This is a genomic window from Proteus sp. G2674, assembly GCF_009915195.1.
GTDB classification, from domain to species: domain Bacteria; phylum Pseudomonadota; class Gammaproteobacteria; order Enterobacterales; family Enterobacteriaceae; genus Proteus; species Proteus mirabilis.
The window spans coordinates 48,865-61,315 of record NZ_JAABLS010000030.1 but is presented as its reverse complement, the minus strand read 5'-3'; the positions used below and the strand labels follow the sequence as shown (position 1 = coordinate 61,315).

General features: G+C 39.0%; 9 protein-coding genes and 2 rRNA genes. 7 read left to right on the top strand and 4 right to left on the bottom strand.

Annotated elements, in window-relative coordinates; all coding sequences use genetic code 11:
* From GWI58_RS13320 to GWI58_RS13300, 5 genes are all read left to right on the top strand, one after another.
* Window positions 1-1,167, top strand: a 23S ribosomal RNA gene (locus GWI58_RS13320); the annotation flags it as partial.
* 115 nt (window positions 1,168-1,282) lie between these two features.
* Window positions 1,283-1,398 (top strand): 5S ribosomal RNA (gene rrf / locus GWI58_RS13315).
* 338 nt (window positions 1,399-1,736) lie between these two features.
* The gene (locus GWI58_RS13310) at window positions 1,737-2,474 is read left to right on the top strand and encodes a (Fe-S)-binding protein (RefSeq protein ID WP_017628596.1); all 738 of its coding nucleotides are present in this window, start codon (window positions 1,737-1,739) and stop codon (window positions 2,472-2,474) included.
* Window positions 2,465-3,883: a LutB/LldF family L-lactate oxidation iron-sulfur protein gene (locus GWI58_RS13305; RefSeq protein ID WP_110229620.1), complete on the top strand. Its 1,419-nt coding sequence runs from the start codon at window positions 2,465-2,467 to the stop codon at window positions 3,881-3,883. Before GWI58_RS13310 ends, GWI58_RS13305 begins: the two co-directional genes overlap by 10 nt.
* Window positions 3,884-3,886: 3 nt before the next feature.
* Window positions 3,887-4,579 (top strand): LutC/YkgG family protein, encoded by a 693-nt coding sequence (locus GWI58_RS13300; protein WP_161769275.1) that lies wholly within the window; start codon window positions 3,887-3,889, stop codon window positions 4,577-4,579.
* Between the two features lie 18 nt (window positions 4,580-4,597).
* Here the strand turns inward: GWI58_RS13300 and GWI58_RS13295 are convergent, their stop codons facing one another.
* The 4 genes from GWI58_RS13295 to acs form a co-directional block, all read right to left on the bottom strand.
* Window positions 4,598-6,229 (bottom strand): phosphoethanolamine transferase, encoded by a 1,632-nt coding sequence (locus GWI58_RS13295; RefSeq protein WP_036919377.1) that lies wholly within the window; start codon window positions 6,227-6,229, stop codon window positions 4,598-4,600.
* Between the two features lie 322 nt (window positions 6,230-6,551).
* Window positions 6,552-8,207, bottom strand: a complete 1,656-nt coding sequence (locus tag GWI58_RS13290) for a cation acetate symporter (RefSeq protein WP_004246620.1) — start codon at window positions 8,205-8,207, stop codon at window positions 6,552-6,554.
* Complete coding sequence (locus GWI58_RS13285; protein ID WP_004246621.1) at window positions 8,204-8,515, bottom strand: DUF485 domain-containing protein; 312 nt, start codon at window positions 8,513-8,515, stop codon at window positions 8,204-8,206. Before GWI58_RS13285 ends, GWI58_RS13290 begins: the two co-directional genes overlap by 4 nt.
* Window positions 8,516-8,679: 164 nt before the next feature.
* On the bottom strand, window positions 8,680-10,638 hold the full coding sequence (gene acs, locus GWI58_RS13280) for an acetate--CoA ligase (protein ID WP_094960131.1): 1,959 nt from the start codon (window positions 10,636-10,638) through the stop codon (window positions 8,680-8,682).
* A gap of 367 nt (window positions 10,639-11,005) precedes the next feature.
* On the opposite strand from acs, the gene sodA reads away from it, so the two are divergent.
* Window positions 11,006-11,629: a superoxide dismutase [Mn] gene (gene sodA / locus GWI58_RS13275; RefSeq protein WP_094960130.1), complete on the top strand. Its 624-nt coding sequence runs from the start codon at window positions 11,006-11,008 to the stop codon at window positions 11,627-11,629.
* A gap of 117 nt (window positions 11,630-11,746) precedes the next feature.
* Window positions 11,747-12,421, top strand: a complete 675-nt coding sequence (gene yiiM / locus GWI58_RS13270) for a 6-hydroxyaminopurine reductase (protein ID WP_094960129.1) — start codon at window positions 11,747-11,749, stop codon at window positions 12,419-12,421.
* The last annotated feature ends 30 nt before the right edge of the window (window positions 12,422-12,451 follow it).

Below are 12,451 nucleotides of genomic sequence, written 5' to 3'. Positions count from 1 at the left end.
GCTGAAGCCAGTCGAAGATACCAGCTGGCTGCAACTGTTTATTAAAAACACAGCACTGTGCAAACACGAAAGTGGACGTATACGGTGTGACGCCTGCCCGGTGCTGGAAGGTTAATTGATGGGGTTAGCCGTAAGGCGAAGCTCCTGATCGAAGCCCCAGTAAACGGCGGCCGTAACTATAACGGTCCTAAGGTAGCGAAATTCCTTGTCGGGTAAGTTCCGACCTGCACGAATGGCGTAATGATGGCCAGGCTGTCTCCACCCGAGACTCAGTGAAATTGAACTCGCTGTGAAGATGCAGTGTACCCGCGGCAAGACGGAAAGACCCCGTGAACCTTTACTATAGCTTGACACTGAACATTGAGCCTTGATGTGTAGGATAGGTGGGAGGCTTTGAAGTGTGGACGCCAGTCTGCATGGAGCCAACCTTGAAATACCACCCTTTAACGTTTGATGTTCTAACCTAGGCCCATAAACTGGGTCGGGGACCGTGTCTGGTGGGTAGTTTGACTGGGGCGGTCTCCTCCTAAAGAGTAACGGAGGAGCACGAAGGTTGGCTAAGCATGGTCGGACATCATGCGGTTAGTGCAAAGGCATAAGCCAGCTTGACTGCGAGAGTGACGGCTCGAGCAGGTACGAAAGTAGGTCTTAGTGATCCGGTGGTTCTGAATGGAAGGGCCATCGCTCAACGGATAAAAGGTACTCCGGGGATAACAGGCTGATACCGCCCAAGAGTTCATATCGACGGCGGTGTTTGGCACCTCGATGTCGGCTCATCACATCCTGGGGCTGAAGTAGGTCCCAAGGGTATGGCTGTTCGCCATTTAAAGTGGTACGCGAGCTGGGTTTAGAACGTCGTGAGACAGTTCGGTCCCTATCTGCCGTGGGCGTTGGAAGATTGAGAGGGGTTGCTCCTAGTACGAGAGGACCGGAGTGAACGCACCACTGGTGTTCGGGTTGTCATGCCAATGGCATTGCCCGGTAGCTAAGTGCGGAAGAGATAACCGCTGAAAGCATCTAAGCGGGAAACTTGCCTCGAGATGAGTCTTCCCTGTCGCTTTAAGCGACCTAAAGGAACGTTTAAGACTAAGACGTTGATAGGCTGGGTGTGTAAGCGTAGCGATACGTTGAGCTAACCAGTACTAATGAACCGTGAGGCTTAACCTGACAACACCGAAAGTGTTTTGTTAGAGAGACGAAACGATAAAGTCAGCTTGTTTAAGATTGAATTACTGGTTATAGACTGTGATAACAGAAGATAACGGGTAATAAAACGAATTTGCTTGGCGGCCATAGCGCGGTGGTCCCACCTGATCCCATGCCGAACTCAGAAGTGAAACGCCGTAGCGCCGATGGTAGTGTGGGGTCTCCCCATGTGAGAGTAGGGAACTGCCAAGCATTAAATAAGACGAGAAAGCCAACCCACCGGGTTGGCTTTTTTGCGTTTATTCTATTTCACTTACGTTAAACTCTTTATTTATCGTAATAAAACTAGACTTAATAAACTCCCTCAATTTGCCACAGTAATAAATTGTTTTTATTAAAAAATAATCATAAATACCCTTTATATTCCCATTTCTTTATTTCTTGAAAACTGTAAATTTATAAAAAAAACACTTATACACATATATTTAACATTATTTTTATGTAACACTATTTGTCATACAAATGAGTTTATAAATGAGTCTCGGCTTATTTACTTACTCTACATAGATAAAAGCAATGGGAGCATAAGTATGGATGTTAATTTTTATGTAACATGCATTGGTGACGCTTTAAAGTCTCAGATGGCAAGAGATAGCGTATTGCTGTTAGAAAAACTAGGCTGTCGAGTTCATTTTCTCGAAAAACAGGGCTGTTGTGGTCAACCTGCTATTAATAGTGGATATATTAAAGATGCCATTCCAGCGATGAAAAACTTGATTAAAACCTTTGAAGTTAATGACTATCCTATTATTTCTCCTGCTGGATCATGTTCTTTTGCTATTAAAAGTTATGCTAAATATCTGGTAAATGAACCTGACTGGGCTATTCGTGCAGAAAAAATAGCTAATCGCATGTTTGATCTCACCTCCTTTATCGTTAATCAATTAAATATTGTGGATGTAGGTGCAAGCCTTAAAGGAAAAGCTGTTTATCATCCATCTTGTAGCTTATTTCGTAAAATGGGAGTGAAAGAAGAGCCACTCACATTATTACGCCATGTAAAAGGGCTAGAATTATTACCTTTTGACAATATGGAAACCTGTTGTGGTTTTGGGGGGACGTTTTCGGTAAAAATGGCTGAAATTTCAGGTGAAATGGTCAAAGAAAAAGTTCACCACATTATGGATGTTCATCCTGACTATTTAATTGGTGCGGATGTCAGTTGCTTATTAAATATAGGTGGTCGTTTAGAGAGAGAAGGTCGTCCAGTTAAAGTGATGCATATTGCGCAAGTATTGATGAGCAATGAGGAGGAATTATGTCATTAAAAACAAGCTCTCTTCCTTTTAAAACGCTAATTGATCGTCAAGTTCACGATCAAATTATGCAAAAAGCCGTTGCTAATGCGCAAGAAACTATTGGCCGTAATCGTCAAAAAATGGTTGATGAATTAGGACACTGGGAGGATTGGCGGGATAGAGCGGCACAAATTCGTGATCATGTACTTGCTAATTTAGATGCCTATTTATATCAATTATCTGAAAAAATAGAACAACATGGTGGGCATGTTTTCTTTGCTCAAACGAAAGAAGAAGCCTCTCAATATATTCTCAATATTGCAAAAGAGAAAAAAGCCAAAAAAATAGTAAAAGCCAAATCAATGGTGACGGAAGAAATTGGCTTAAACCCTGTATTAGAAAATGCAGGTATTAATGTTATTGAAACCGATTTAGCCGAGTTTATTCTTCAACAAGCAAAAGACGCCCCATCTCATGTAGTGGTTCCTGCTATTCATAAAAATAGAGCCCAGATACGTCAAATATTTCATGACAAACTGGGTTATAACGGCTCAGATACACCAGAAGAAATGACGCGTTTTGTTCGCCAGAACATTAGAGACGATTTTTTTACTGCCGATATCGGTATTACGGGGTGTAATTTTGCGGTAGCAGAAACAGGTTCTGTTTGTTTAGTCACTAATGAAGGTAATGCACGATTAAGTACAACATTACCCAAAACGCATATTGCAGTGATGGGGATGGAACGTATTGCACCTACTTTTAAAGAGGTAGATATCTTAATTACCATGTTGGCCCGTAGTGCAGTAGGGTTACGTTTAACGGGCTATAATACATGGCTTACTGGCCCTAAAGAGAATGACAACGTTGATGGCCCAGAAGATTTCCATCTTGTTATTGTAGACAATGGCCGCTCGAAGATCATTGGTTCTGAATTTAAAGATATTTTACGTTGTATCCGTTGTGGTGCTTGTATGAATACTTGCCCTGCTTATCGCCATATTGGCGGTCAAGGATATGATTCTATCTATCCAGGCCCTGTTGGTGCCGTCTTAACGCCACTACTTGGTGGATATAAAGACTTTAAAAACCTGCCTTATATCTGCTCATTATGTACTGCTTGTGATAGCGTTTGCCCAGTAAAAATACCTTTATCAAATCTTATAAAGAAACATCGTGAAGTCATGGTAGAGCAAGGTATAACACCGACAACTGAACGTAATATTACTCGGGTATTTAATTATGTGAACCGCCATCCTATGTTATGGAAAGTTGGGATGAATATGGGGGCTCATGCTACAAAATGGTTTATTAAAGAAGGTAAAGCGCCATTAAATATCGGTGCAATAAAAGCATGGACAGAAGCGAGAAATTTACCTGAAGGTGATGGTGAAAGTTTTCGTAGTTGGTTTAAAAAACACCAAAAAGAGGAGAAATAAGAGATGGATAACAATAAAGAACGCTTTTTATCAAATCTTGCTTCTCAATTAGGTAGGCCGTTAAAAACGCAACCTGAAGCTTTACCTGAACCAGTAAATTTATATCCAGAACAACGATTAACGGAGCTTTCTGATGATGAACTTTATCAATATTTTCTCAATACAGCTCAGTTAGCAGGAAGTACTTATGAAACGACAACATTGTCATCTTTACCTAAGTATTTAGAGACTCTTTGTGAACAGTATGGTTTACCAGTGATATTAACGGGTGATCCACGATTACAGGAAAGTGGTGTGATTGATTATTTATCAGAACACTGTCATGCCAATATTTGGGATCATACTGAGGGTAAAAAAAATATTGAACGGGTAAAAGAGGCAAAAGTCGGAATTGTATTTGCTGAATATGGACTTGCAGAATCTGGCGGTGTTGTTTTATTTTCTGGGGCTGACAAAGGAAGAAGTGTTGGATTGATCCCTGAAACCACGATTTTTGTACTAAAACGCAGTACGATTTTACCTCGAGTTGCTCAGTTAGCAGAAAGATTACATCAAATGGCATTAAAAAATATAAGAATGCCTTCTTGTATTAATATTATTAGTGGTCCTAGTTGCACATCAGATATTGAACTAATTAAGGTTGTTGGTATTCATGGCTCTTTAAATGCGATTTATGTGATTATTGAAGATTGTTAAATTAAGTCACGCGCCTCTTTATTGAGGCGCTTGCTCTTCTGATTCTAATAGTGCGTAGTTTAATAACTTCTTATTACCATCGATGACCATCATTGACGTTTTTGTTTGATAGCATTCGCTTAAAGGTGAGTAACATTTTTTCGCTGAGTTATGTTCAATACCTAGCCATTGGCTTAATAGCCAATAATTATCTGCGGTGGAAAAAGGTTTATTTAAATTTTCTTTATTGATATTTGGTCGCGTTGCAGATGCGCTATACCAAATAAAGAGCGGTATATTATAAGCTTCTTGGCGAGGACTGTTCACGCCATGGTGATAACGTACTTCTCTATTTTTATCTAATCGTTGTAATGCGTGATCTGAAAAATAGAGTATAGATGCGGGTTTATCTTGTATTTTTTCAATAATTTGGCTGATAAGCTTGTCAGTATAAGCGATAGAGCTATCGTAGCAGTTATCATCTTCTTGTTGGGAAAAGGTTTTAAGGTAAGTGCTAGGAAAACGATTACATGCTGGCTCATGACTACCATAAGTATGTAGGACAATGAGCTTTTTATTTGATGAGTTATCATTAAGCGCATTATCTAAAAATGGCAATAATTCTTCATCATAGCCAATAAATTCATTCCATTTTTTATGTTGGGCCATATTGGCAATAACAGAAATCACACTCGTTTTTGGATTTCCTTTACCTTGGTTACTTAACCAATATGTTTTGAAGCCAGCATGATTGGCAAGAGAAATGATATTATCAGCGTAGTGTTTCTTATCATATAACTCTGTTAGGTTGATATTAGAAAGGGATATGGGTACTGATAATATGGTCACAGGCGCTGGAGAATAAGCTTGCTTAAATAATAAAATATTATTTTTTTCTTTCTCTAAATTAGGGGTAGTATCGTACGGATACCCATAAATTCCTAAATGATCACGTCGTACTGATTCACCAATCAAAAGAATATAAATTTCTGTTTTTTGATCCACTTTATCATAGTTAAAATTAACTTTTTCTGATGTGATTTTTTTGATTTGTCTATTTTCGTGGAAAGTCCGCACTAAAGCTGCTGCATTGTAAAAAGGGGTATTAAGTAGATAATACTCAGCAAGTAATTGGGTTTTACTCTCTGATCTTATTGCTAAGTTCTTGTATAGAGAAATAAGAATTATTAATATAAAAATAGCAATTAAACATCTTTTATTAGTTTTGTTATTTAAATAACGGGCGCTAATATGTATTAAATAGAAAAAACAGGTAAATATAACAATATAAAAGAGTACATAATATTTATTATAAGAGAGCATACCAACAGTTTCACTTCCATTAGTATTAATGAAAGTTTCTGCTATTGATGATGAAAAGGGAATATCATGTTCACGATAAAAAAACAGTGAGATGGAGAGGTTTAAAGACCATAAAGCTGCAACAATAAAAGTAATCACTTTTCCTATAGTAAACCGATAGATACCTGCGCAGAGCAACATCAGGAGCCAACCGATAATCACCATAGAGAACTTTTGTTCAATATGCAGGGTTGAACCCGCTAATAGTGCAGGTACTATAGATAAAATAAATAAAAGAGAAAAGTTTATTACTTGAGACATGCTTTTATCATTATCACCTTTTTCCATATAGAATAAAAAGTTAACCATTTAGCATTTCATAATACAAGTCTTGTTTAGCTAAAACGAGTCTGAAATTGATATTTCAGTACTTATCTTATCTTTTATTGACTTATTATACTGTTACTTATAGTTATATTTACACTTTTAATTATTGTTATAATAATTTTAATTAATTGATCTTGCTTGAAATTTTCCAATAGACTTAAAATTAAACCACATTAGTCAATAGTAATTTAAAATATCGTATAGATATGTATTTTTAAACCGATATTAATTTAATTAAGTAAAGAGTAAAAAAAAGTGCCAACATTGTTGGCACTTTAAGAATAAAAAACTATTTTACAGATGTTTAATGAGGTTTACCTTGCTCTGCACCAATACCTATTTGTGAGCGAATAAACTGAGCTTCAAATTTCATACGCTCTTGAGTTGCCAGAGAAGAATTATCGGTAATGGAGAATAACCATGAAACGATAAAGGCAATGATCATAGAGAAAAGAGCAGGGTACTCGTAAGGATAAATAGGTGTATCATGACCAAGAATACTCACCCAGATCGTGGGACCTAAGATCATTAAGGTAACGGCAACAATTAAGCCAGACCAGCCACCAATTACAGCCCCACGTGTTGTTAATCCCTTCCAATACATAGAGAGTAAGATAATAGGGAAATTACAACTTGCAGCGATAGAGAAAGCTAAACCGACCATAAAGGCAATATTCTGTTTCTCAAATAAAATACCTAAACCAATGGCGACAATGCCGAGAATAACAACCGTTATTTTCGAAACTTTTAGCTCTTGCCGCTCATCTGCTTGGCCATTTTTAATTACATTGGCGTATAAATCATGAGAAACGGCAGATGCACCTGCTAAAGTTAATCCTGCAACAACGGCTAAAATAGTGGCAAAAGCGACTGCAGAAATAAAACCAAGGAAGAAATTACCACCAACAGCATCCGCTAAATGAACAGCGGCCATATTGGTGCCACCAATTAAAGCACCAGCGGCATCTTTGAACAGAGGATTAGGGCTAACGAGTAAGATAGCCCCGAAACCAATAATAAAAGTAAGAATATAGAAATAACCGATAAAACCTGTCGCATAGAAAACACTTTTACGAGCCTCTTTTGCATCGCTAACGGTAAAAAAGCGCATGATAATGTGGGGAAGTCCTGCGGTACCAAACATTAAGGCAAGACCTAAGGATAATGCAGAGATAGGATCAGAAACTAACCCTCCTGGACTCATGATAGAAAAGCCTTTTTGATGGACGTTAACAGCTTCTTTAAACAAGGTATTGAAGTTAAAGTCTGCCGCTTTCATTACCATGACCGCCATAAAAGTTGCACCGGCGAGTAATAAAATGGCTTTGATTATTTGTACCCAAGTGGTGGCTAACATGCCGCCAAAAAGGACATAAAGAACCATTAAAATACCGACTAAGATCACCGCAATATGGTAGTTTAAGCCAAAAAGTAGCTCGATTAATTTACCTGCCCCTACCATTTGAGCAATAAGATAGAGGGCAACAACAACTAATGAACCTATTGCAGAAAGTGTTCTAATGGGCTTTGGACTTAAACGGTAAGAGACAACATCAGCAAAAGTATAGCGTCCTAAATTACGCAAACGTTCAGCGATAATAAATAGAATGATTGGCCAGCCGATTAAAAAGCCAATAGAGTAGATAAGTCCATCATAGCCAGAAGTGTATACTAACGCTGAAATTCCTAAAAAGGAGGCGGCAGACATAAAATCACCAGCGATAGCCATACCATTTTGAAATCCGGTAATTTTGCCACCCGCAGTATAATAATCAGACCGTGATCGTGTTCGTTTAGAGGCCCAGTAAGTAATATACAGTGTTAAGCCAACAAAGATCAGAAACATGATAATGGCTTGGAAGTTAATTGGCTGTTTTTCACCCCCTTCGGTTATCGCTGCGGCTAATACATTGGGGGATAATAACGTTAATAGTGATATGGCGTAGTGTTTATTTTTCATTTTTCTACCTCACCAAGAATTTCTGCCGTTAATTTGTCAAACTCTGTATTTGCTCTAATAACGTAAATCCCTGTTAGTAGAAAAGAGGCGATAATTAAGCCAATACCGATAGGAATACCTCGAGTAATGTAACTGCCTTCATAGAGCGGTGTACCTAACCATTGTGGATAAAAAGCAATCAGCAATATAAATGAGACATACATAACAAGTGTAATAATCGAAAGTCCCCATGAGAAACGACTACGTTTTTTAACCAGTTCTTTAAAGCGAGGGTTATTTTCTATCTCTTGATAAATATTGGGATTCATCAGAGTTCTCCTCAAAATAATTATTTGGTTTATTACATGATTTAGAGGTGTTTATCCCCGCATGTCATGAATTTGTGATAAGAGAGCCCTGCAAAGGCATAAAATGCCTTTGCATAGTAGTATTCTGGTTTTATTGACTGCTGTATTATTTGAGCACTAGCACTTTAAATGGTCAGTGATAGAGACTGTTTTTCTTCTAACAGTTTTTCTACAACGCCTGGATCGGCGAGTGTTGAGGTATCTCCCAGGTTAGTTGTGTCGCCAGAGGCAATTTTACGCAAGATACGACGCATAATTTTCCCAGAGCGGGTTTTAGGTAAGGCATCTGTCCAATGAAGGATATCAGGTGTTGCTATTGGACCTATCTCTTTACGTACCCAATTGCGCACTTCTGTATAAAGCTCTGCCGTAGGCTCTTCACCATGATTTAGCGTGACATAAGCATAAATAGCTTGTCCTTTTATATTATGGGGAATACCAACAACAGCCGCTTCTGCAATTTTAGGATGGGCGACAAGTGCGGATTCAATTTCGGCAGTACCTAAACGGTGACCAGAGATATTTAAAACATCATCAACACGGCCTGTTATCCAATAATCACCGTCCTCATCGCGACGGGCACCGTCACCTGAAAAGTACATGCCTTTAAAAGTCGAAAAGTAAGTCTGTTCAAAACGGTCATGATCGCCAAATAATGTTCTTGCTTGGCCCGGCCATGAATCTACGATCACCAAATTACCTTCACAAGCACCGTCTTGTATTTCCCCCATATTGTCAACAATCGCAGGTTGTACACCAAAGAATGGACGAGTCGCTGAGCCTGGTTTTAGATCCATTGCTCCCGGCAATGGGGTTATCATGAAACCTCCTGTTTCTGTTTGCCACCATGTATCAACAATAGGGCATTGGCTACGTCCCATTTTTTGATAAAACCATTCCCAAGCTTCTGGGTTAATAGGCTCTCCTACTGAGCCTAAAATGCGTAAAGAGGTTCGTTGTGTACCTTCAATGGCTTTGTCTCCTTCCGCCATTAATGCGCGGATCGCAGTAGGTGCGGTATAGAGAATATTAACTTGGTGTTTATCAACAATCTGGGCCATACGATTGACTGAGGGGTAATTGGGGACGCCCTCAAACATCACTGTTGTGGCACCATTTGATAGCGGGCCATATAACAAGTAGCTATGGCCAGTTACCCAACCGACATCTGCTGTACACCAATAAATCTCACTATCATGATAGTCAAAGGTGTATTTAAAGGTCATTGAGGCATAAACAAGATAACCGCCAGTGGTGTGCAACACGCCTTTGGGTTTCCCCGTAGAGCCTGATGTGTAGAGAATAAAGAGTGGATCTTCTGCGTTCATGACTTCCACATCACATTCTGTACTGACGCCTTGAATGATTTCATCCCACCATAAATCGCGTCCTTCAATCCATTGTTCTGTTTGCCCTGTTCGACGCAAGACCACAACATGTTCGATAGGCGGGATATCAGCATGTGTGAGGGCATCATCAACATTTTTCTTTAAGGGTATTGCTCTACCAGCACGTAAGCCTTCATCTGCGGTGATCACAAATTTTGCTTTAGAGTCAATAATGCGCCCTGCCACTGCTTCTGGTGAGAAACCACCAAAAATAACAGAATGAATAGCCCCAATACGAGTACAAGCTAACATCGCAACAGCCGCTTCAGGAACCATTGGCATATAAATAGCCACCACATCGCCTTTTTTGATACCCAGTTTTTTTAATACATTGGCGAATTGACAAACATCTTGATGAAGTTGGCGATAGGTAATGCTTTTCGATTCATTAGGGGAATCACCTTCCCAAATAATAGCAACTTGATCCGCGCGTTTTTCTAAATGGCGATCAAGGCAGTTTTGGCTAATGTTAAGTTGCCCATCTTCAAACCAGCGAATACGGACATGGCCTGGATCAAAGGAGGTATTTTTCACGATAGTATAGGGAGTTATCCAATCAACAATTTTCCCTTTATCTGCCCAAAAGGCCTCAGGGTTTTCGATGGATAATGCATAATCTTTTTGGTATTGCTCTTTATTAATCAGGGCGTGCTCTGCAATGTTTGCAGGAATGTGATGCTGGTTTATTTTTGTCATAATTGTTCTCCTTACTATTGTTAATACTATGTCAAAAAGTCGTTAACAAAAGAGGGTAAAGAGACATTGTTTCTTTTTTGCGCAGAAGATCACGAAATAATGGAAATGCTTTTCATGGCGTGATCAATTAGTGCTAAAGGTTGTTATGTATAATTTATCTACCTTTTGGTTAATTTATGAAATATTAAACCAATGGTAAGCTTTTTATTTAAAATAAAATACTGTGAAAATTGATGTCACTGGACTGGATAAAAAAACCACAAAAATAACATGGATATGATAATGATTTTCATTAGCGCTTTTTTCACTATAATAAAGAGATAAATCACATGGCGTGATCGAATATAAAACAGCACTGGAGATTAATATGAGCTATACATTACCTGCACTCCCTTATGCTTATGATGCGCTAGAACCTCATTTTGATGAGCGCACAATGGAAATTCACCATACTAAGCATCATCAAACTTATGTGAACAATACCAATACCGCGTTAGAAAAACTGCCTGAATTAGCGGGTTTAGAAATTGATGAACTCGTTAAGAATTTACATAAAGTACCTGCTGATCAACGTACCTTTGTACGTAACAATGCGGGTGGTCATTCTAACCATACTTTCTTTTGGAAAGGATTAAAGCTAGGCACTCAATTACATGGTTCATTAAAAGATGCCATTGAACGTGATTTCGGTAGTGTTGATGCATTTAAAGAGTTGTTTGAAAAAGCCGCTGCTAGCCGTTTTGGTTCAGGTTGGGCATGGTTAGTATTAAAAGAGGATGGAAAATTAGCTGTTGTTTCTACCGCAAACCAAGATAGCCCATTAATGGGTGAAGAGTTAGCAGGTGCATCTGGCTATCCAATTATTGGCTTAGATGTATGGGAACATGCGTATTACTTGAAATATCAAAACCGTCGTCCTGATTATATCAAAGCATTCTGGTCTGTAGTTAACTGGGATGAGGCGCAAAAACGCTATCAGAGCAAAGCATAATATCGCTATCATTCTCTTTTCTCTCTATTTATCAATGCCGACAATTATTGTCGGCATTGTTTCTTTAGCCTGCTCTCTTTATTATAAAAGGACTTTTTTTCATTGAGGTAATGAGTTATGCGCTATTTCCCCAGTGTTTTTATTGGCAATATCACGACGACGGCAAATGGATTTACCAGTGCGATCAGCAAAAGGCTGGTGGATGGGCATATTAAACTAACATCATTGGGCTTAGCAGGTGATGAGCAAGCAGAAAAAGGGTTTCATGGTGGGCCTGATCGCGCTTTGTGCCATTATCCTCAAGAACATTATCATTACTGGGCTGAGCAATTTCCTCAACTGGCTGACTTATTTAATGCTCCTGCGTTTGGTGAAAATATTTCGACTACCGGTCTGACAGAAGAGAATGTCTTTATTGGTGATATATACCAATGGGGTGACGCTTTAATTCAAGTGACCCAGCCTCGTTCACCTTGTTATAAGTTAAATACGGTGACTGATATCAGCGATTTTTCACAACTGATGCAAGATAGCGGTTTTTGTGGCTGGTTATATCGGGTGATAAGTCCCGGCGAAGTAGGCTGTCATCATCCTTTTGTTCTACGCTCAAGAAATAGCGATATCTCTGTCAAAGAAGCAATTGCTATTGCTTTTCATATGCCATTTGATGAGGAGTCGTATCGTCGCTTATTAGCAGCGGCAGGACTATCTGCTAGTTGGTGTAAAACCATGCAGTTAAGATTGCAAAAACAAACTATTGAAAGTTTTGATAGAAGGCTATTTAAGAAATAGTCAGAAAATAGGCCAGCTGTCAACTGGCCT

Bases quoted from the DNA above. Each gene is read 5' to 3' on its own strand.
- GWI58_RS13310 (WP_017628596.1), top strand. From the start codon at position 1,737: ATGGATGTTAATTTTTATGTAACATGCATTGGTGACGCTTTAAAGTCT.
- GWI58_RS13305 (WP_110229620.1), top strand. From the start codon at position 2,465: ATGTCATTAAAAACAAGCTCTCTTCCTTTTAAAACGCTAATTGATCGT.
- GWI58_RS13300 (WP_161769275.1), top strand. From the start codon at position 3,887: ATGGATAACAATAAAGAACGCTTTTTATCAAATCTTGCTTCTCAATTA.
- GWI58_RS13295 (WP_036919377.1), bottom strand. From the start codon at position 6,229: ATGGTTAACTTTTTATTCTATATGGAAAAAGGTGATAATGATAAAAGC.
- GWI58_RS13290 (WP_004246620.1), bottom strand. From the start codon at position 8,207: ATGAAAAATAAACACTACGCCATATCACTATTAACGTTATTATCCCCC.
- GWI58_RS13285 (WP_004246621.1), bottom strand. From the start codon at position 8,515: ATGAATCCCAATATTTATCAAGAGATAGAAAATAACCCTCGCTTTAAA.
- acs (WP_094960131.1), bottom strand. From the start codon at position 10,638: ATGACAAAAATAAACCAGCATCACATTCCTGCAAACATTGCAGAGCAC.
- sodA (WP_094960130.1), top strand. From the start codon at position 11,006: ATGAGCTATACATTACCTGCACTCCCTTATGCTTATGATGCGCTAGAA.
- yiiM (WP_094960129.1), top strand. From the start codon at position 11,747: ATGCGCTATTTCCCCAGTGTTTTTATTGGCAATATCACGACGACGGCA.